The organism is Agromyces fucosus, from assembly GCF_004134865.1.
In the GTDB taxonomy this organism is placed as follows: domain Bacteria; phylum Actinomycetota; class Actinomycetes; order Actinomycetales; family Microbacteriaceae; genus Agromyces; species Agromyces fucosus.
In genome coordinates this window covers 1,082,180-1,103,587 of record NZ_SDPO01000002.1, presented here as the reverse complement: position 1 = coordinate 1,103,587, position 21,408 = coordinate 1,082,180, and the positions used below count along the sequence as shown (strand labels likewise).

Annotated in this window: 15 protein-coding genes; 7 read left to right on the top strand and 8 right to left on the bottom strand. The window is 66.2% G+C overall.

Features of this window, described 5'->3' with window-relative positions; genetic code table 11:
• The first annotated feature begins 11 nt into the window (after positions 1–11).
• Positions 12–971, top strand: a complete 960-nt coding sequence (locus tag ESP57_RS10850) for a D-alanine--D-alanine ligase family protein (protein WP_129231537.1) — start codon at positions 12–14, stop codon at positions 969–971.
• Positions 972–1,125: 154 nt separating this feature from the next.
• Here ESP57_RS10850 and ESP57_RS10845 read toward each other — a convergent pair whose 3' ends face one another.
• The 8 genes from ESP57_RS10845 to rpmH form a co-directional block, all read right to left on the bottom strand.
• On the bottom strand, positions 1,126–2,106 hold the full coding sequence (locus tag ESP57_RS10845) for a ParB/RepB/Spo0J family partition protein (RefSeq protein WP_129231536.1): 981 nt from the start codon (positions 2,104–2,106) through the stop codon (positions 1,126–1,128).
• Positions 2,106–4,142: a ParA family protein gene (locus tag ESP57_RS18730; protein ID WP_243648507.1), complete on the bottom strand. Its 2,037-nt coding sequence runs from the start codon at positions 4,140–4,142 to the stop codon at positions 2,106–2,108. Before ESP57_RS18730 ends, ESP57_RS10845 begins: the two co-directional genes overlap by 1 nt.
• A 4,122-nt stretch (positions 4,143–8,264) precedes the next feature.
• Entirely contained in the window at positions 8,265–8,894 is a 630-nt protein-coding gene (gene rsmG, locus ESP57_RS10830) for a 16S rRNA (guanine(527)-N(7))-methyltransferase RsmG (protein WP_115959540.1), read from the bottom strand.
• Positions 8,895–8,910: 16 nt separating this feature from the next.
• Positions 8,911–9,408: a Jag family protein gene (locus ESP57_RS10825; RefSeq protein WP_129231534.1), complete on the bottom strand. Its 498-nt coding sequence runs from the start codon at positions 9,406–9,408 to the stop codon at positions 8,911–8,913.
• A 3-nt stretch (positions 9,409–9,411) separates the two neighbouring features.
• Positions 9,412–10,371 (bottom strand): membrane protein insertase YidC, encoded by a 960-nt coding sequence (gene yidC, locus ESP57_RS10820; RefSeq protein WP_056007097.1) that lies wholly within the window; start codon positions 10,369–10,371, stop codon positions 9,412–9,414.
• A gap of 8 nt (positions 10,372–10,379) precedes the next feature.
• Positions 10,380–10,853: a membrane protein insertion efficiency factor YidD gene (yidD, locus tag ESP57_RS18900; RefSeq protein ID WP_165877385.1), complete on the bottom strand. Its 474-nt coding sequence runs from the start codon at positions 10,851–10,853 to the stop codon at positions 10,380–10,382.
• A gap of 1 nt (position 10,854) precedes the next feature.
• On the bottom strand, positions 10,855–11,226 hold the full coding sequence (gene rnpA / locus ESP57_RS10810) for a ribonuclease P protein component (RefSeq protein WP_129231532.1): 372 nt from the start codon (positions 11,224–11,226) through the stop codon (positions 10,855–10,857).
• A 7-nt stretch (positions 11,227–11,233) separates the two neighbouring features.
• Positions 11,234–11,371 (bottom strand): 50S ribosomal protein L34, encoded by a 138-nt coding sequence (gene rpmH, locus ESP57_RS10805; RefSeq protein ID WP_055854070.1) that lies wholly within the window; start codon positions 11,369–11,371, stop codon positions 11,234–11,236.
• 429 nt (positions 11,372–11,800) lie between these two features.
• Here rpmH and dnaA point away from each other — a divergent pair, with 429 nt between their 5' ends.
• From dnaA to gyrA, 6 genes are all read left to right on the top strand, one after another.
• On the top strand, positions 11,801–13,222 hold the full coding sequence (gene dnaA, locus ESP57_RS10800) for a chromosomal replication initiator protein DnaA (RefSeq protein ID WP_056007090.1): 1,422 nt from the start codon (positions 11,801–11,803) through the stop codon (positions 13,220–13,222).
• A 487-nt stretch (positions 13,223–13,709) separates the two neighbouring features.
• Entirely contained in the window at positions 13,710–14,858 is a 1,149-nt protein-coding gene (dnaN, locus tag ESP57_RS10795) for a DNA polymerase III subunit beta (RefSeq protein WP_115959520.1), read from the top strand.
• A gap of 104 nt (positions 14,859–14,962) precedes the next feature.
• On the top strand, positions 14,963–16,198 hold the full coding sequence (gene recF / locus ESP57_RS10790) for a DNA replication/repair protein RecF (protein ID WP_115959518.1): 1,236 nt from the start codon (positions 14,963–14,965) through the stop codon (positions 16,196–16,198).
• The gene (locus ESP57_RS10785) at positions 16,191–16,673 is read left to right on the top strand and encodes a DciA family protein (protein WP_056007076.1); all 483 of its coding nucleotides are present in this window, start codon (positions 16,191–16,193) and stop codon (positions 16,671–16,673) included. Before recF ends, ESP57_RS10785 begins: the two co-directional genes overlap by 8 nt.
• Before the next feature lie 123 nt (positions 16,674–16,796).
• A complete protein-coding gene (gene gyrB / locus ESP57_RS10780; protein WP_056007073.1) occupies positions 16,797–18,815 on the top strand; it encodes a DNA topoisomerase (ATP-hydrolyzing) subunit B in 2,019 nt (672 codons plus the stop codon).
• 82 nt (positions 18,816–18,897) lie between these two features.
• Positions 18,898–21,405 carry a DNA gyrase subunit A gene (gene gyrA, locus ESP57_RS10775; RefSeq protein WP_424219769.1) on the top strand — a complete coding sequence of 836 codons (2,508 nt, stop codon included), beginning with the start codon at positions 18,898–18,900 and terminating at the stop codon, positions 21,403–21,405.
• Positions 21,406–21,408 lie beyond the last annotated feature (3 nt).

Genomic DNA, 21,408 nt, shown 5'->3' with positions numbered 1-21,408 from the left:
AACCCCTGATCATGAGCGATTCCTCCGGTCTTTACGTCGTCGTTCTCGCTGGCGGCATCTCGCACGAGCGCGATGTGTCCCTCCGTTCCGGCCGACGCGTCGCCGACGCGCTGACCGCAGCCGGCCATCGGGTGGCCCTCCGCGACCCCGATGCGGGACTCCTGCCCTTCCTCGTGAACGAACGACCCGACGTCGTATTCCCCGCACTGCATGGATCGAGCGGTGAGGATGGTTCGCTGCTCGAGCTGCTCGCGGCGATCGGGGTTCCGACCGTCGGCTCGTCGGGCGCCGCGTCGCGGCGAGCCTGGTCGAAGCCCGTTGCGAGTTCGTTGCTCGCATCGGTCGGCGTCGACGTTCCCGAATCGATCGTGCTCTCCCACGAAGCGTTCAGGGAGCTCGGTGCATCGAGCGTGCTCAAGGTCGTGCGCTCGGCACTCGAGGGCGACCTCGTCGTGAAGCCCGCATCCGGTGGATCGGCCCAGGGAGTGACGATCGTCGAGGACACGAACGATCTCGCACGCGCAATGGTCGAGGCGTTCACCTATGCCGACGTCGCGGTCGTCGAGCGGCGGATCCACGGGACTGAGATCGCGGTCACCGTCGTCGACACCGGCGATGGACCCCGTACACTGCCCGCGGTGGAGATCGAGCCGACGGCCGGCGTCTACAGTTTCCAGGCTCGGTACAACGCCGGCGAGACGACCTTCTATGCTCCGTCGCGTCTCGATGACGCCACCGTGTCGGCGGTATCGGATGCCGCGGTGCTCGCGCATCGCACCCTCGGACTCCGCGATCTCTCGCGGGTGGACTTCATCGTCGACGGCAGCGGCCGTCCCTGGTTCCTCGAGGCGAATGTCATCCCGGGGCTCACGGAGACATCGCTCGTACCACTGGCGATCGAGGCTTCTGGCTCGAGCGCAGCAGCGATCTACGGCGCTCTCGTGGAAGCCGCGCACGCTCGCGCGAACTGACGAGTGCGGAGCATGAAGAAGGGCCGGTCCACTCGGACCGGCCCTTCTTCATGTCGCGATCACATACGGCTTCTCGCCGAAGGCTCGACACGATTCTTCGGCCGAAATCACATGATTTCGGTTCGTCAGAACGGATTCTGCGAGCGACCGATGCTCACACTCCGTCGAGATTCTCGCCGAGTTCCGTGAGAATCCGACGCAAGTCCTGAACGGTCGCGAAATCGATGCTGATCTGGCCTTTCCTTGCACCCAACGCGATCTTGACGCGGGTGTTCAGGCGGTCGCCCAACCGAGTGGACAGGTCCTCGAGGAAATCCTGTCGTTTGCCGGCAGAGGGCTTCGGTCGGGATGTCTTCGGCTCCTTCGTCGCGACGGCTTCGGCCGCACGCACCGACAGCTCCTCGTTCACGATCTTGTCGGCGAAACGCTGCATCTCCGCCGCGTCGTCACCGATCGACAGGATGGCTCGAGCGTGGCCCGCGCTCAGCACGCCCGCCGCGACCCGGAGTTGCACGGGCTCGGGGAGCCGCAGAAGTCGGAGAGTGTTCGAGATCTGCGGACGTGAGCGACCGATGCGCGAGGCGAGCTGTTCCTGCGTGATGCCGAAGTCGGAGAGCAATTGCTGGTAGGCCGAGGCCTCCTCGAGAGGGTTCAGCTGCGAGCGGTGAAGGTTTTCGAGCAGCGCGTCGCGCAGCATGTCTTCATTCGCGGTGTCCTTCACCACCGCGGGGATGGAGTCCAAGCCCGCTGCCTTGGTGGCTCGAAGGCGCCGCTCGCCCATGACCAGTTCGTACTTGCCGGCGAGCTCGGGGTGACGGCGAACCACGATGGGCTGCAGCACTCCGAACTCGCGGACGCTGTGCACGAGCTCAGCGAGGTCGTCGGGGTCGAAGACGCTTCGCGGCTGGTGGGCGTTCGGAAGGATGTCGTTCGGGTCGAGTCGGGCCAGGTGAGCACCCGGGACGTTGACGAGCCCTTCGGCCGACGCGGCCTGCTCGACGACCGCAACCGCGGTGGGCTGTTGCGCATCCGTTTCCGGGAAGAATACGTCGACCGGGCGTGCCCGCGTGCTGTCTTCGCCGCTCGGGATCAGCGCGCCGATCCCACGTCCGAGACCGGTTCGTTTCGTTGCCATCAGTTCGACTCCTCGGGTGTTGCCGCTCCGCGACGGGCGATTTCGGCGGCCGCCTCACGATACGACAATGATCCGGTGGATCCGAAGTCGTAGCTGATGACGCTCTGCCCATAGCTCGGTGCTTCCGAGACTCGGACCGATCGGGGGATGATCGTTTCCAGCGTCTGGGCGGGGAAGTGGTCGCGGACCTCCTGCGCAACCTGCTGGGCGAGGTTGGTACGCGAGTCGTACATCGTCAGCAGGATCGTCGACAAGCGGAGCTCGGGATTGAGGTGCTTCTCGATCAACTCGATGTTACTGAGCAGTTGAGAGAGACCCTCGAGCGCGTAGTACTCGCACTGGATCGGGATGAGCACTTCGCGCGCGGCGACGAATGCGTTGATCGTCAGGAGTCCGAGGGAGGGCGGGCAGTCGATGAAGACGTAGTCGTACGGGCGATCCATCGAAGCGAGATGAGCGTCGAGCGCACGCCGGAGCCGCTGTTCACGCGCCACGAGTGACACGAGTTCGATCTCGGCGCCGGCGAGGTGAATGGTCGCCGGCACGCAGTCGAGCAGCTCGTGTTCGGTGGATGGCTGCACAACTTCGGCCAACGAAACATCGGAGACGAGCACCTCGTAGACGCTCTTGCGCTCCGATCGGTGATCGACGCCGAGTGCCGTCGAGGCGTTGCCCTGCGGGTCCAGGTCGATCACGAGCACTCGGGCTCCGGAGCGAGCAAGGCCTGCGGCAAGGTTCACGGCGGTGGTCGTCTTGCCGACGCCGCCCTTCTGGTTGGAGATCGTCAGCACGCGAGTCGACGGGGGAAGCGGGAGAACCGCTTCGTCGAGTGCGGTGCGCCGACGGGTCTCGTCGGCGAGTTCGTAAGCCAGGGGAGTTCCTCCGTGATCTGACGATGTTTCACGTGAAACATCGGGGGCTTCGGTTGGTGCGTGGGGGCCTGCAGCAGGTGCGGACTGGGGTGCGGGGCTGATGCTCGCGTCATTGCCCGGGGGAGTGGTGGTCACCGGGCGAGGCGCAGAACTCACAGCTTCAGAATCGGGACGCTGAAGCGGAGCGGGACCAGGACCCGCCGTAGCGGCAGCCTCGGGTGGACGAGTACTCGGCTGTGGAACGGCTGCCGAAATGCGCTCCCCGGTACCATCGCCGACCACTGGCATGGGTCGTGCCGCGTCCGAGGTCAACGGAATCGTGGCTTCGGGGGAGTCGATCTCGCGCGTCGGGCCCGATGAAAGCGGCACTGAACCAGGCGTCGCTCCAGCCGGCGCGATCCTGGGCGATGCGCTTTGCGCCACGACTGCATCGGTCGCCGCGGCCTGCGTCTCCGCCATCGCCGCCGTCTCACGCGTCTCTGGCTCCGTCTCCGCCGCCGTATCGGCCGTCGGCACAGCCGTCGGTGTCTCGGCCGTCGTTGTCTGCACGACCTGGTTCTGCACCGTCACGCTCTGCACCGTCGTGCCGCCATCTGCTTGAGCACGCGCAGGGTGGAGCGATGACGCAGTATCTGCGGTTGCGTCACCGACGATTTCGCGGATCAGGTCTTCGAGCAGACGGTCGGGTCCCGTCGGGTGATGGTCGGGGACGACTCCGGCAGGATCGGGATCTGCGCTGAGCGCTGCCGCTGTTGCGGCATCCCAATCGATCGCACGGCCGCCGGACGAAGCAACCGCCTGCTGCGCGGAGGGCACAGTCGGCATGCCGGGAGCATCGGGCGTCACGGCCGATGCGATGTAATCGGGTCCGCCAGCCTGAGCAGCCGCGCCTTCGATGGGTGGCACGGTCTCGCCGGCCGAGCCGGGGGGAGCGCCGGTCTCACCTTCCCCCCCGACCGTCGCAGGGCTGGACGGCGCCGCGGCGGTCCATTCGGCGAACTGGCCGCGGTCGGCGCCGCTGGGCTGCGGCTGCTGGGACTCAGGCAGCGTCTCCGGAGGAGTCAGCGGAGCCGATTTCGAATGCGTCGTGCCGCGGGCGGGCTCATCGGGGGAGGGCTGAGGGCGCTTGCGGTGAAACCATCCACGTCCCCCGCCCTGTGCCATGCCGACGCTCCAAATCCTTGGTATTCGAGAGATCTGCCGCGTTCTGCGGCGTCCTCGATCCGAGAGTCAAGCCTAACCGGCGCGACCGACTCTCAAGTTGAAACACGAGCGAACTACGAGAGATCCGCACCGATCGTCCTGCGCACGGGTGAGTGTCGGCGCGGCTGGGCAGGGCGAGTCGAGTGAGGCGAGCCAAACGGTGGGTCGGGTCGGCCGACGCTCGATGACTGACAAGTGGACCGCCACCGGAGGAGGTGTCCCCCCTGTGACGGCCGCCGCGGCCGGCGGACCGGGTGAGTTCGATTGCGGGGAGCGGGTCAACCACACACGTGCACCGTGGGTTGTCGCGAGAGCCACGGGATGGTTCAGCCTTGCGTCGCCCGATGAAGCGCGGTTTCGTGTCCCAAATGGAGGCTGCGATGACGAACTCCCCTGGCCGCGCTCGATCGCCTCCTCATCCCCCGATCGTCCGCATCCGACCGATGTTTCACGTGAAACATCGGCTGACAAGCAAAGTGGATATCCAATGTTTCACGTGAAACACCATCGGACCTCGAGTGGGCCACGCGATTGAGGAGAGTTGGAGACCGGTCGGATGGAGGCGCCAGTTCAAGACGTGGGGCGTCGGTCTCCGTTCGTCGCGCCACCGAAGGGCTCGGAAACGCAAGGGGGTGAGGCACTTGCACAGCTCTTCTCGTTGGAAACCCTTCACCATGTCCGGCTGGTCTGGGCCGAGAGCCCGAACCGCTCGTACGAAAGTGCTGACGATCCGCGGCGGCCTGAACGGCCTCGCCGTCTGCCTCGTCGTGAAAGGTCCCCCCTGGTGACTGATCACCGACGACCGATGTCGGTCTACACGCGGGAGTGCGCTGCGCCGCCGTGCAGAGGCGGCGTTCGGTCCGTTGGACGGCTTTGATTCGGCGCTTCCAAGCCGCCGGTCCACGTTGCCCGCGTCCCTGAACCGATCGATGTTTCACGTGAAACATCGGTGCACGATCTCGTGGGCAACCTCCACGAATCTCCCGGCTCCCTCGGCGCCCACACTCGTCTCGGTGGTCAGACTCGTGTCGGCGCATGCGCTGGCCTGCACGTTCTAGATCGGCGCCACAGCCCCGCTCATCCACACAGACCCGCGCATCCCCACAGCCCGCATCTCCACAGCCCCGCGCATCCTCACAGCCCCCCATCTCCTCAGCCCCGCGCATCCCCACAGCCCCGCCCATCCCACAGCCTCGCGCATCTTCACGGCACTCGTCTCTACCGGCGCACTGCTCTCAACCGGTTCCGGACCGGGCCGCCCTGCGATCGGTCAGACTCGGTCGTTGCCGATTCCCATTCCGTCGGCTGGTACACGCCGTTTCGCTGCTTGCCCGCATCGTCGAGCAAATCCGTGCCGATCCCTGTGATGGCGGCGTCCGGAAGGCGGGTGCGGCGCAAGGTCCACGCGACCTCACATCGGTGGAACGCCTCCGATTACGGGATCCGGGCATCCGGGCATCGAGGCATCCGGGCATCGAGGCATCGGGGCATCGGGGCAGCAGGGCAGCAGGGCAGCAGGGCAGCAGGGCAGCAGGGCAGCAGGGCAGCAGGGCAGCAGGGCAGCAGGGCAGCAGGGCAGCAGGGCAGCAGGGCAGCAGGGCAGCAGGGCAGCAGGGCAGCAGGGCATCGGGGCATCGGGGCATCGGGGCATCGGGATGCTGGCACACATCACGCGCGCACACCCGCTGCACCCGCACCCCAGCGCCCGCCGACGCGCCACCCGCGCCCGCACCCGCACCCGCACCTGCACCCGCACCCGCACCCGCACCCGCACCCGCCGGTAGCATCGAGCATGGGTCTCCCCGTCCTCCGCGGCAATTCACGGGGGAGTGGATCAACGACACACCATTGGCGCGCGAGACCGGTTGGGTTCGGTTCATTGGCATGCTCGCTGCATCAGTGACACCCAGCGCTTCCGTGCGACGCTGAGATCGGCCAAGCGTCGCGCCAGAGTGCGGTGTCGGATCAATTGGCCGTCGAGTTCAACGTCCTCACCAGTGGGCCGAAGCTCAGCGCCGGTTGCGCTGCGCTCACCACTGACGAACAGGATTGAGGAATACAGACTGAATGCCTCGCAGGGACCGGAGATCACGGCCAGACAACGCGCACCGGAGACGTGATCGCCCGAGCTGTGCGCCCTCACCTCTCGACGTGCCAGTGCGCCGGTCATGCAGTACGTCCGACCGCGTGAACCAGGCCCAGAAGCTCGTGCCACAGCAGCAGTTTCGTCGACGCTTCTTATGCACCTGCCGCTTGCCGGGCGCTCGTTCCTCATACCTCGAGGACTCCGGCCCTCCGATGCGGCCCGGCGCTCCGAACCCTGCCGCTCCATGGGAGGCGTCCACCATCCGGCCGCGGAGGCGTGTGATCTGTTTGCAGGCGCGCGAATGGCAGGCGCACCGGTTCCATCGCGCGAAGGTGTGCGATTGGCCAGGCTCGATCCGAGTCCGGACCGGCGGACACTGAAGCGACGAGATGCCGCCGAGGGAAGACCGGTGCCGGGGAACCTGAATCGCCGCACTATCCGCGAACCCCGCCACAACACGTACTGCACGATGGGCGGCGGCCCGGGGCGTGGCCGAACCGGTCGGAGGCGTCGTTCACGGAACGAAGGCAGCGGCGCGGGGTCGCGAGCGGGATCCATCACTCCCGGCGCCGGCCGGGGCATGAGCTGCGCGGGGTCCGGCGCTTGGACTCCGCCGGGGGGTGACATGCAGTACGACGATTCGAGTTCTAGGTGATTGTCTCCGAGAGCCAGGTACCCGTCCTCACTTATCTGCGTCGGTCACCCCTGGGTATCGCGATGCCAACGCGGTCTGCAGAGGTTTCGGCCGCTTCGGCCAGCGACACACCAGGGGAACCGATCGGTTCATGCAATGCGACCGATCCCGCCGACCTTCGCGTGGCGGAGCTTTGATCCAACCCGGGCCGAGGCAGTGGGCTGTATCGGCCAAGCCGCGCCGCAGAGTGCCGGCAACTTCGAGTCGAGCGCCGCGAGCTTCAACGTGCCGAGGATGCACACGCTGATACCAACGACCGTTTCACGTGAAACGCCATTGAGGAACCGGGGTGGGCTGAGGGTTAGACGATCTCAGTAACAGCTCAGCGAGCGATCGCCCGGAGCGAAGCGGATCACATTGCGAAGAGACAGGGGCCTTGATCGCAGGGGAGCCTGGCACAGAGCACGGCTTGGTGTGGAGGAGCTATAGCGGAGGATCCGCGAACACTCAGACACATGCGGGTGGCTGTCGCGTGCGCCAAGCACCGCACACTGTCGCGTTCTCTGAAAGAGAGCAGCAGGGGGAGAAGCGATGGGAAGCCGGAGAGAGACGAATGCGACCGAGAGTGGGGAGCAAGGTGAGGAGCACGGGGCAAGGAGCGCGGTCACCGTTCGACCGCGCCGCGGACAGGTCGAAGACAAGGGATCCAGCAGGGGACACCTTCGATGGACCACCGACCGCCGTCGCCCATCGAACCCAGCGCCTTGCGTGCGTTTCACGTGAAACGCTCACGGCACCACGTCGACCGAGAGAGAACCGACGCTGTTCGAGCACCGTCATGTCGCACCGCTGGCCCCTTGCGGCAACGTTCCTCACCGCGGGGCGCGAGCTGGACAGATCTCGAGAGTCGCGGGCGTCACACGTGCTCGACGTGATGGCCAACGTCAGACCGGCGCCCAGTTCGACGACTCGCCGCCACCCGCGCGACCAACCCCCCGACCGTCGCAACAGCAGCGCCCACACCGACGACAGATCCACAGGGATGCCAGCTGGCACGAGGTCGGCCAGACGTCGGCATCGATTGGGTCGACGGGTGCAGGTTCTGGGAGGCGGCGCTAGCCGTCACCATGCGAGCGTCCGAAACGCCGTCAGGCATGACCATCCACGCAGACGCTGCCGCCTCCGCGCTTCACACGACCGAGCCAAGGCTCGTGCGCCCCAGTGCTCGTGCGCCTCAATGGATGAAGGTGCAGAACACGAACGGCATCAGCGCCACAACGGCTGACGTTCGGCCGAACGACGCCCTTGCGATGTGCGACAAGCCCTGCCCGGGACCGCAGAGCGCGGCTCGCGACGAGGAGCTTCAGCCCGCAGTTGCGCGGAACACCCTCGTGACCTCGGAGACGACACCTTCGCCGAGCACGAGGACCTCGACATCATGCAGTTGGTACTTGCGAATGACCTTCTCGGCCGCACCGATCTCACCGTCGACTCCGGCGCCCTTCATGAGCACCAGTTCACCGCCTGGTCGCAGGAGGGGAGCGGTGACCGGAATGAGCGTGCGGAGCGCGCTCACAGCGCGAGCAGTCACCTGGTCGAGCTGGTCGAAGAGCTTGGACTCCTCTGCGCGCGCCCGCACGACGGTCACGTTCGAGAGGCCGAGTTCATCGGCCTGCCGCTCGAGCCACGCGACGCGACGCTCCATCGGTTCGATGAGGGTGAACGAGACATCCGGTCGCATGATCGCGAGCACGATGCCGGGCAGACCGGCGCCGGATCCGACGTCGCCCACTCGACCGGGCCGAAGCAAGGGTGCGACCAGCGCGCTGTTCAGGATGTGGCGGGTCCACAGGCGAGGCAACTCAAGCGGGCCGATCAGGCCGAGCTCCTCGCCGTGCCGTGCAAGGGCGTTCGCGAAGGCCCGCCCGCCCTCGATGTGCTCGCCGAAGAGCTCGACGGCAGCGGCCGGTTCGGGTTCGAGTCCGTCGGTCATCGTTTCACGTGAAACGTCAGCCAACGCGAGTGATGACCGTGTGACGATCGGAGCCTTCACCGCGCGACTCCGAGTGCAGGCCGCGCTCCGCGACGAGGTCGTGCACGAGCTTGCGCTCGTACGACGACATCGGGGGCAGGGATGCCTCGGCGGCTCCGCCCTCGATGCGCTCAGCCGCGCGCTCGACGAGACCGGCGAGCTCGTCACGACGTGCGTCGCGCGAACCGCCGATGTCGAGGATCAGACGCGAGAACGCACCCGTCTTCGTCTGCACGGCCAGGCGCGTGAGCTCCTGGAAGGCGCTGACGGTCTCGGGCTTCGCGAGCAGGTTGAGGTTCGCGCCTTCACCGGCGTTGACCGAGACGTATGCGCGTCCGTTGCGTGCATCGATGTCGATGTCGCCATCGAGATCCATGATGTCGAGGAGCTCTTCGATGTAGTCGGCCGCGATGTCGCCCTCTTCTTCGAGCTGCGAAGTGGAACGCTCGGCGGCGTCGTGCTGTACGTCGGTCATGGGTTACTTCCCCTGCTTCTTCGCGCGAGCCTTGCTCACGGGCTGCTGGCGCTGAGTCTTCTTCGCTTCAGTCGCTTCGATCTCGGTCTGGGTCGGGCTCTTCTCTTCGACGACGAGCTTGCCCTTGCGGGCGAGGCGCTCTTCGCGGGCCTTCGCGGCCTCACTGCCGGGAGTCGGCATGTTGCGGATGACCACGAACTGCTGACCCATGGTCCAGAAGTTCGAGACGAGCCAGTAGAACATGACGCCGATCGGGAAGGCGACACCCGAGAATGCGAACACCAGGGGCAGCAGGTAGAGCATGATGCGCTGCTGACGGAACATGGGGCTCGCCTTGGTCTCGGGCGACATGTTCTTGGAGACGATCTGCAGCTGCGTGATGAACTGCGATGCGGTCATCAGCACGATCATCGTGGCGGCGATCACCATGACCTGCCACGGGTACTCGCCATTCATCGCTCCAATGAAGGTGCCCTTCAGCGGCGCGCCGAGGAACTCGGCGTTGGCGAAGGAGTTGGCGAGGTCCTGCGTGAATACGCCGACACCGGCCTTGTCGTGCTGAGCGTCGTTGAGCACGGAGAACAGGCCGAAGAAGATCGGCATCTGCAGCAGCAGCGGCAGGCACGACGAGAGCGGGTTGGTGCCCGTCTTCTTGTAGAGCTCCATGGTCTCGCGCGACATTGCCTCGCGCGAGAACTGGTCCTTCTTGCCCTTGTACTTGTCTTGGATCTTCTTGAGCTGCGGCGCCACCTCGAGCATGCGGCGCTGGCTCTTGATCTGCTTGACGAAGATCGGGATGAGAGCGGCTCGAACGACGATGACGAGACCGACGATCGACAGCACCCAGGTCACACCGGCGTTGGGGTCGAGTCCGAAGAACGTCCACATCGAGTGGAACGCGACGAGGATCAGCTCGATGACCCATTTGATGGGCCAGAGGATCAGGCTGATGATATCGGGCATTGGGTGGGTCAGTCCTTTCGGAACACGGTGGGGGAGGAGAGCGCGAGGGCCGCGTCGTCGCGGCGGGGAACGGCAGCCGAGTCGGCTGCAGCGGCGGTGGATGCACCGTGGCCCGTGGAGCCGGAAGTGTGGGAGTGCCCGTGGCCGGGCGCCTCGAGATCAGCGGAGGCCGTGGCATCCGTCCACCCGGCGGGGATGACCCACCCGAACCGGGTGATGCGGTAGCGGGAGTGCTTCGCGGCACGGACGTCGTCGATGCCGCCAGCCGTCCAGGGATTGCACCTGAGGATGCGCCAGGCCGTGAGACCGGACCCGATGACGAGGCCGCGCTGCTGCACGGAACCCAGGCCGTAGGCCGAGCATGACGGGTAGTACCGGCAGACGTCGCCGTATAACGGCGAAATCGCGGCTCGATAGCCGCGAATGAGGAGGACCCCGACGTTGCGGGGGATGAGCGCGGTGAACAGGACGGCGTTCTTCACGCTATTCGCCCTTCTCCTGCGCTGCTGCGGCCGACGATCGTGCCCGTCGGCGTTGGAGTGCGCCGAGTACTTCGGCGCGGATCTCGTTCCAGTCGGCGAGCGACGCCGACGGCAGGGCTCGCACGACGACGTCGACATCGGAGATGCCGTCGCCGAGAGCCTCATGGCAGACGGCTTTCAACCGCCGGCGGACGAGATTTCGGCGGACTGCGCCGCCGACCTTCTTCGAAACGATGAAGCCGAAGCGTGCGTCGGTGCCCGACTCCCGTGAGCGCACATAGCTCACGGTGTGGGCACCGCCGACCTTCGCCCCACGGCGCACGATGACTCGATAGTCGTCGGCGCTCGTGATGCGATTCGCTTTGGCGAGCACCGAAGATCTACGCGGAGAGCTCGGTGCGACCCTTGCTGCGTCGTGCCGACAGGATGGCACGGCCGGCGCGGGTGCGCATGCGAAGGCGGAAGCCGTGCTTCTTGGCGCGACGACGGTTGTTCGGCTGGAAAGTACGCTTGCTCATTCTTCTTCTCCGGCGTTCGGATCTCCTCGCCGAAATTCGCTGGTTGCGTGATGGCGGGAAAACTGGGTGCCCTTGACGGGCTGGGGTCAACTGATTAAAACTACGGCCTCGAAGGCTCGGGGTCAAACCGAACCGAATCCGAAGTGGCCGCAGTACAAAAGAGACAGTATCGCCCGAACCTCAGGATCGCCTGTGGAACGACACACCCGAGCTATCGAATCCCTCAATCGGCATTTGTCGGGAGCGCCTTCCTCGGATAGCGTTTGACACCAGTTATCCCCAGCTTGGTGCGCGGATTCTCGGGCTTCTTCCGAAATCTCCCCACAGGCCGTGGATAACGCAGAGAACACGCGCCTCGCGCCGCTTGCTCCGTCGATCGGGGGATCGATGAGCGGCCAGACGACGGCCACCGAATGATTGCGGGGAACGATGACAGAGCAGCCCATCACGGATACGTGGGCGACGATCCTCGATCGGCTGTCAGACGACGACGCGATCACTCCGATGCTCCAGGGGTTCCTGAACCTGGTCGAGCCCAAGGGCATCGCAGCGGGCACCTTCTATCTCGAGGTGCCGAACGACTTCACGGCGAGCATGCTCAATCAGCGCATGCGGGTGTCGTTGCTGTCGGCGATGAGCGTGGTCGAGGCGCCGTCTCCCGTCACCTCCTTCTACGTGGTCGTCAATCCCGAGCTCGAGGAGACGAGGGCGGCCGAGCCGCAGTCGCCGTTCGTCGATGAGGCGATCGATCCGGTCGAACTGCCGGCGTCTCCTCAGTCGGTCTTCGAGAACACGAGTCCCGTCGCGTCGCGCGACACCCGGCTCAACCCGAAGTACGGGTTCGAGAGCTTCGTCATCGGTCAGTCCAACCGCTTCGCGCATGCGGCGGCGGTCGCGGTGGCCGAGGCACCGGCGAAGGCCTACAACCCGCTCTTCATCTACGGTGACTCGGGCCTTGGCAAGACCCACCTCCTGCACGCCATCGGCCACTACGCGATGAGCCTGTATCCGGGCATCCGCGTGCGATACGTGAGTTCCGAGGAGTTCACGAACGACTTCATCAACTCGATCGCGAACAACCGCGGCTCGCTGTTCCAGCAGCGGTACCGCAACATCGACATCCTCCTGATCGACGACATCCAGTTCCTGCAGGGCAAGGCGGAGACGCAGGAGGCGTTCTTCCACACCTTCAACACGCTGCACGATCACAACAAGCAGGTCGTCATCACGAGCGATGTGCCGCCGAAGCACCTGACGGGCTTCGAAGACCGCATGCGCAGTCGTTTCGAGTGGGGCCTCATCACCGATGTCCAGGCGCCCGACCTCGAGACGCGCATCGCGATCCTCCGGAAGAAGGCCCAGTCCGAGCGTCTCCAGGTGCCCGACGACATCCTCGAGTACATGGCGTCGAAGGTCTCGAGCAACATCCGAGAGCTCGAGGGCACGCTCATCCGTGTGACCGCGTTCGCGAGCCTCAACCGCACGCCGGTCGACATGCCGCTCGTGCAGACGGTGTTGAAGGACCTGATCACGGATGACTCGGACAACGTGGTGTCGCCGGTCGACATCATCACGGCGACCGCCGACTACTTCAAGCTCACCGTCGACGACCTCTACGGATCGAGCCGATCGCAGGCCGTGGCGACTGCGCGTCAGATCGCGATGTACCTCTGCCGCGAGCTCACGAGCCTGTCGCTGCCGAAGATCGGGCAGCTCTTCGGGAACCGCGACCACACGACCGTCATGTACGCGAACAAGAAGATCTCGGAACTCATGAAGGAGCGTCGCTCCATCTACAACCAGGTCACCGAGCTCACCGCACGCATCAAGCAGGTCAGCCGCTACCGCTGAGTCGGACCCTCGCCGGTCGAGCAAGCGCCTCCTCGACCGACCCTCGGCGCGCCCGAAAACGACCCGAACCGAGGTCTGCAGGCCCCGTGCAGGCCTCAGACGACCGATTCCCACAGTTGTGGAGAACCTGTGGATTGTTAACGAGCAACCGCCCAGCGCCTGTTGAGACAGGGTGCTCGCCTGTGCAGAACGGTGTCCTGAGATCGAGGACGGCGGGTGGCATCCGCTCACGAACCCACACACTGTGCACAGATCGGATGCCCCGCGATCAGCGTCGTTCCGCGGGTCTCCGAACACCATCCACAGTTTCCACAGCGGTTAACACTGTTAAGAGTTAAGGGTTTAAGTGGGGATTCCCACAACCTTGTGAATCGGCGCACCTCGAACGAAGGTCGTCGTGATCCGGTTCGTGATCGATTCGCCCGCGTCTGGACGATCTCTGCGGATAGCATGGGAGCCACCCAGCGACATCCACGACGGGAGTACCGTGAAGTTCCAGGTCAACCGCGACGTCTTCAGTGAGGCCGTTTCCTTCGCCGTCAAGCTGCTGCCTCAGCGCACCACGCTGCCGATCCTCTCGGGCGTGCTGATCCAGGCGAACGCCGACGGTCTCGTGCTCTCCTCCTTCGACTACGAGGTCTCATCGCAGACCGAGATCCAGGCCGACGTCGAAGAGACCGGTACCGTCCTCGTCTCCGGCCGACTCCTCGCCGAGATCGCCGGCCGCCTTCCGAACGCACCCGTGCGCGTGGCGACCGAAGAGAGTCGTATCTCCGTGAGCTGCGGCTCCGCGAGCTTCACCCTGCTGTCGATGCCGGTCGAGGAGTACCCCTCCATTCCCGAGATCGGCGAGCAGTCGGGCGTGGTTCCGGCCGAGGAGTTCGCCGCGGCCGTCGCACAGGTCGCCGTCGCCGCTTCGCGTGACGACGTCACTCCCGTCATCACGGGCGTCCAGCTCGAGGTGCGCGAGAACAACCTCAGCCTCGTCGCCACCGACCGCTACCGCGTCGCCGTCCGCGAACTCGACTGGGACGGCGGATCCGTCGCGAGCGAGGAATCGGTCACGGCACTCGTGCCCGCCCGCACCCTGCAAGAGGTCGGCAAGACCTTCGGCCACTCCGGCACCATCTCGGTCTCGATCACGAGCCGCGACGACCGCGAGCTCATCGCGTTCAGCGCCGAGAAGAAGACCGTCACCTCCCTCCTCATCAAGGGCAACTTCCCGCCCGTACGCCGGCTCTTCCCCGAGACGGTCGACAACTACGCGGTGGTCAACACGGCCGAGCTCATCGAGGCCACCCGTCGCGTCGCCCTCGTCCTGGAGCGCGAGGCCGCCCTTCGGTACAGCTTCTCCGCCGACGGTCTCACCCTCGAGGCGATCGGCAGCGAGCAGGCCCAAGCCTCAGAGACGATCGACGCGATCCTCACGGGCGACGACACGGTCGTCTCGCTGAAGCCGCAGTTCCTGCTCGACGGGCTCGGCGCCGTGCACTCGGAGTTCGTGCGCGTCTCGTTCACGAAGACCGAGAATCCCAACAAGCCGGGCCCAGTGCTCATCACGAGCCAGTCCTCTCGCGAGCAGGCCGGCGCCGACAGCTACCGCTACCTGCTGCAGCCGAACCTGCTGCTGCGCTAGTCGGTCGCCACGGGCCCGTCGTCGGCGGTGCGGGGTAGCGTGGACCATTGCGAATCCGTCGGCTCCGGGGCATCCGGATGCCTCGCTGCTGAAGGGAGCCCAGCGTGCACGTCGCCCGGCTCTCGTTGACCGACTACCGCAACTACGCGCGGGCCGAGCTCGAACTCGGCCCCGGGGCGACGGTGCTGGTCGGGCGCAACGGGCAGGGCAAGACCAACCTCGTCGAAGCCATCGGCTACCTGGCGACCCTCGGCTCGCACAGGGTGTCGGGCGACCAGGCGCTCATCCGCGCCGGCGCCGACGCCGCGATCGTGCGAGCGCTCCTCTCGCACGGCGATCGAGAGTTGCTCGTCGAGCTGCAGCTGAACCGTCAGGGTGCCAACCGTGCCCAGCTGAACCGCTCTCCCGTGAAGACCCGCGAGCTGCCGCGTTATGCGCACAGCGTGCTCTTCGCTCCCGAAGACCTCGCGATCGTGCGCGGCGAGCCCTCGGTGCGCCGGCGCATGCTCGACGAGTTGCTCATCCAGCGCACGCCGCGCCTCGCGGGCGTCATGGCCGACTACGAGCGGGTGCTCAAGCAGCGCAACTCGCTGCTGAAGAGCGCCAGGGCCCGCGGTCTCGCCGTCGACAAACTCACGACGCTCGACATCTGGGACGAACGGCTCGTCACGTTCGGGTCCGAGCTCATCGACCAGCGACTCGCGCTCGTCGAAGAGCTCCGCGAACCCCTCGCCGCGGCGTACCGGGCGATCGTCGACGCCGATCACGGGCCGGGCATGACGCCGTTGCTCTCGATCGACGGCGCCGACCCCGATGCCGATGCCGATCAGGTGGTCGGTGCCGCAGCGTCGACCGCCGGTACCCGCGAGCGATTCGCCGAGGCGTTGCGCGTGCTCCGCCCGAAGGAGCTCGAGCGCGGCGTCACGCTCGTCGGCCCGCATCGCGACGATGTCGTGCTGCTCCTGAACGACCTTCCCGCAAAGGGATACGCGAGCCACGGGGAGTCGTGGTCCTTCGCCCTCGCGCTTCGACTGGCCTCGGCCGAGCTGCTGCGTCGCGACTCGATGACGGGCGACCCGGTCCTCGTGCTCGACGACGTGTTCGCCGAACTCGACCGCCTACGGCGGGAACGGCTCGCCCACGCGATCGCCGGTTTCGAGCAGGTGCTGGTGACGGCCGCGGTGCTCGAAGACGTTCCGCTTCCGCTCACCGCCCGCATCGTGCACATCGCCGCCGGCCGGATCGTCGACGGCGAGCCCGCGAGCGAGTCTGAGACTGACCCCGCCGGCGAGCCCGAACCGTCGTCGACCACCACCGAGCCCGAGGCCGCGGATGTCTGAGGCCTCACGCGTCTACCAGCACTTCCGCGAGATCTTCGGCGGCCAGCCCCGCTCGCACACCGGGCGTGCCGGGCGGGTTCGCACCCGCGAGGCCTCCGGCAGCGAGCCGTTCAGCCCGGGCCGCGACCCGAAGCCGCTCGGTGACACGATCGATTCCCTGAGCGCCCAGCTCGGATGGAGCGGCCCGCTCTCGCAGCACGACGTGCTCGCCTCCTGGGCGGAGATCGCCGGTGAGGAGACCGCGCGGCACACCGAACCCATCGCGATCGAAGGCGGCGTGCTGCAGGTCAGGTGCGAGTCGACTGCGTGGGCCACGCAGCTCCGCATGATGCGCACCCAACTGGTCACCGAGATCACGACGAGATTCCCCGGAGCGGGCGTCGACACGATCCGCTTTCAGGGGCCGGATGCCCCCACCTGGAAAAAGGGTCCCAGATCGGTTCCAGGGCGTGGTCCACGCGATACCTACGGCTAGGCAGGCAAATTCGGTCACTGGGAATCTGAAATCGCCCCAGAACGGCGCTTCGAGGCTTGCGTCGACCCTCGGTTTGATAGGATCGAGAGTCGCCAGAATGACGGTCAGGAGCCCGATTCACACATGACAGCGGAACCGACGAACCCCCAGGAGTCACCGGCTTACGGTGCTGATGAGATCCAGGTACTCGAGGGGCTCGAAGCGGTTCGCAAGCGGCCGGGTATGTACATCGGCTCGACGGGCCCACGAGGCCTGCACCATCTCGTCTCCGAGATCGTCGACAACTCGGTCGATGAAGCGCTTGCGGGCCATGCCACCACGATCGACGTGACGATCCTGCCCGATGGCGGTGTGCGCGTCATCGACGACGGCCGCGGCATCCCCGTCGACGTCCACAAGACCGAAGGCCGCTCCACGGTCGAGGTCGTCCACACCGTGCTGCACGCGGGCGGCAAGTTCGGCGGCGGCGGGTATGCGGTTTCGGGCGGTCTGCACGGCGTCGGTGCATCCGTCGTCAATGCGCTCTCGACCAAGTTCGACGTCGCGGTGCGACGCCAGGGCCATGTGTGGCGACAGTCCTACACGGTCGGCGTGCCCGACGCACCGCTGTCGAAGGACGAGCCCAACGACGAGACCGGCACGACGACCACGTTCTGGCCGAGCCCCGACATCTTCGAGACCGTCGAGTTCGACTACGAGACGCTGCGCGCCCGGTTCCAGCAGATGGCCTTCCTCAACAAGGGCCTGCGCATCACGCTCACCGATGAACGCGTCGGCCATGTCGAGATCGATCCCGACGACACCGCGGCGAACGAAGCGGATGCCGCGACTCCCGGTCAGCGCACCGACACCTTCCTCTACGAGCGCGGCCTCGTCGACTACGTCGAATACCTCAACCGCTCGAAGAAGTCCGATGTCGTGAACGACGAGATCATCTCGTTCGAGACCGAAGACACCGAGCGCAAGATCGCGCTCGAGGTCGCGATGCAGTGGACGACGTCGTACACCGAGTCGGTGCACACGTATGCGAACACCATCAACACGCACGAGGGCGGCACCCACGAAGAGGGCTTCCGGTCGGCGCTGACCACCCTCGTGAACAAGTACGCCCGCGAGAAGGGCATCATCAAGGAGAAGGACGAGAACCTCTCCGGCGATGATGTGCGCGAGGGACTCACGGCCGTCATCTCGGTCAAGCTCTCCGAGCCGCAGTTCGAGGGCCAGACGAAGACGAAGCTCGGCAACACCGAGGTGAAGTCGTTCGTGCAGAAGGTCACCTCCGATCAGCTGGGCGACTGGTTCGAGCGCAACCCGACGCAGGCCCGCGACATCATCCGCAAGGCGATCCAGGCGGCCACCGCACGACTCGCTGCGCGCAAGGCGCGCGAGGCGACGAGGCGCAAGGGCCTGCTCGAGTCGGGCGGAATGCCGGGCAAGCTCAAGGACTGCTCGTCGAAGGACCCGTCGGTCTCCGAGATCTTCATCGTCGAGGGCGACTCGGCGGGCGGCTCCGCCGTGCAGGGTCGCAACCCCGAGACGCAGGCCATCCTGCCGCTGCGCGGCAAGATCCTGAACGTCGAGAAGGCCCGACTCGACCGCGCGCTCGGCAATGCCGAAGTCCAGGCGATGATCACCGCCTTCGGCGCCGGCATCGGCGAGGACTTCAACACCGAGAAGGCCAGGTACCACAAGATCGTGCTCATGGCCGACGCCGACGTCGACGGCCAGCACATCACGACCCTGTTGCTCACGCTGCTGTTCCGCTACATGCGCCCGCTCATCGAGTTCGGCTACGTGTACCTCGCGCAGCCGCCGCTGTACCGCCTGAAGTGGACCAATGCCGATCACGAGTACGTCTACTCCGACAAGGAGCGCGATGCGCTGCTCACCGCCGGCGTCGCCGCCGGCAAGCGCATCCCGAAAGACAACGGCGTGCAGCGCTACAAGGGTCTCGGCGAGATGAACCACCAGGAACTGTGGGAGACCACGATGAACCCCGAGACCCGCACGCTGCTGCAGGTCACGATGGACGACGCGGCCGCCGCCGACGAGATCTTCTCCACCCTGATGGGCGAAGACGTCGAGAGCCGCCGCAACTTCATCCAGAAGAACGCGAAGGACGTGCGTTTCCTTGACATCTGATGTGATCAACCCCGGCGGCGACGAGCCGGTCGAGGGCCCCGGCATCCACGGCAGGATCGACCAGGTCGACCTGCAGCTCGAGATGCAGCGCTCGTACCTCGACTACGCGATGAGCGTCATCGTCGGGCGTGCGCTGCCCGACGTGCGCGACGGCCTGAAGCCGGTGCACCGCCGCGTCATCTACGCGATGTACGACGGCGGCTACCGCCCCGACCGTGCGTTCTCGAAGTGCGCCCGCGTCGTCGGCGACGTCATGGGCCAGTTCCACCCGCACGGCGACACGGCGATCTACGACGCCCTCGTGCGCCTCGTGCAGCCGTGGAGCCTGCGCTACCCGCTCGCGCTCGGCCAAGGCAACTTCGGCTCGCCCGGCAACGACGGCGCGGCCGCTCCTCGATACACCGAGACCAAGATGGCTCCGCTCGCGCTCGAGATGGTGCGCGACATCGAGAAGGAGACTGTCGACTTCCAGGACAACTACGACGGGCGCACCCAGGAGCCGGCGATTCTGCCGGCCCGGTTCCCGAACCTCCTGGTCAACGGCTCGGTCGGCATCGCGGTCGGCATGGCCACGAACATCCCGCCGCACAACCTCCGCGAAGTGGCATCCGGCGCCCAGTGGTACCTCGAGCACCCCGATGCCTCGCGCGAGGAGCTGCAGGAGGCGCTGATTCAGCGCATCAAGGGCCCCGACTTCCCGACGGGCGCGCAGATCCTCGGTGTCAAGGGCATCAACGACGCCTACCGTACCGGTCGCGGATCCATCACGATGCGCGCCGTCGTCTCGGTTGAAGAGCTGCAGGGGCGCACCTGCCTCGTCATCACCGAGCTGCCGTACCAGGTCAACCCCGACAACCTCGCGATCAAGATCGCCGACCTCGTGAAGGACGGCAAGGTCGGCGGCATCGCCGACATCCGCGACGAGACCTCGGGCCGCACCGGCCAGCGCCTCGTGATCGTGCTGAAGCGCGACGCGGTCGCGAAGGTCGTGCTGAACAACCTGTACAAGCACACGCAGCTGCAGGACAACTTCGGCGCGAACATGCTCGCGATCGTCGACGGCATTCCGCGCACCCTCTCGATCGACGGATTCATCGCCCACTGGGTCGATCACCAGATCGAGGTCATCGTTCGGCGCACGCAGTTCCTGCTGCGCGAGGCCGAGGCCCGCATGCACATCCTGCGGGCCTACCTCAAGGCACTCGACGCCCTCGATGAGGTGATCGCGCTCATCCGCGCTTCGGCGACGGTCGACGTCGCACGAGACGGGCTCAAGGACCTCCTCGACATCGACGACCTCCAGGCCGACGCGATCCTCGCGATGCAGCTCCGACGTCTCGCCGCCCTCGAGCGCCAGAAGATCAACGAGGAAGCCGAGGAGCTCGGCGAGAAGATCGCCGACTACGAGTCGATCCTCGCCTCGCCTCAGCGCCAGCGCACCATCGTCTCCGAAGAGCTCGCCGAGATCGTCGCGAAGTACGGCGACGAGCGACGCACGCACATCATGCCGGGCTACGACGGCGACATGTCGGTCGAAGACCTCATCCCCGAAGAGGAGATGGTGGTCACCGTCACGCGTGGCGGCTACGTCAAGCGCACGCGCAGCGACAACTACCGCTCGCAGCACCGCGGCGGCAAGGGCGTGAAGGGCGCGCAACTGCGCGCCGACGACGTCGTCGAGCACTTCTTCGTCACCACGACGCACCACTGGCTGCTGTTCTTCACGAACATGGGCCGCGTCTACCGGGCGAAGGCGTACGAGATCCAGGAGGCCGGCCGCGACGCGAAGGGCCAGCACGTCGCGAACCTGCTCGAGATGCAGCCCGACGAGCAGATCGCCGAGATCCTCGACATCCGCGACTACAGCGTGGCGCAGTACCTCGTGCTGGCCACGCGCGATGGACTCGTCAAGAAGACGGAGCTGACGGCGTACGACACCAACCGCTCCCGGGGCGTCATCGCGATCAACCTCCGCGAGGGTGACGAGCTCGTCTCGGCGATGCTCGCGGGCGTGCACGACGAGATCCTCCTCGTCTCGAAGAAGGGCATGTCCCTGCGCTTCGAGGCCACTGATGAGGCGCTGCGACCCATGGGCCGCTCGACGTCCGGTGTGAAGGGCATGTCGTTCCGTGAGGGCGACCAGTTGCTCGAGGCATCCGTCGTCGCCGCTTCGCTCACCGACGGCACGGAGACCGACGAGACCGAGGCCGACGCCGGCGACGACGACGCCAGGTACGTCTTCGTCGTCACCGAGGGCGGGTACGCCAAGCGCACCGCCGTCGACCAGTACCGCCTGCAGAACCGCGGCGGTCTGGGCATCAAGGTGGCCAAGCTGAGCGAGGATCGAGGCGACCTCGCAGGGGCCCTGATCGTCGGTCACGACGACGAGGTCCTTGTGGTTCTTGCCAGTGGCAAGGTGGTACGCTCTGACGTCGCCGAGGTTCCCGCCAAGGGCAGGGACACGATGGGCGTCGTGTTCGCGAAGTTCGCGAACGACGACAGGATCATCGCCATCGCGAAGAATTCCGAGCGGAATCTCGTGGAGGAGGCCGCCGAGTCCGAAGCGGCCGAGCCCGCGCGAGAGGAGTAACCC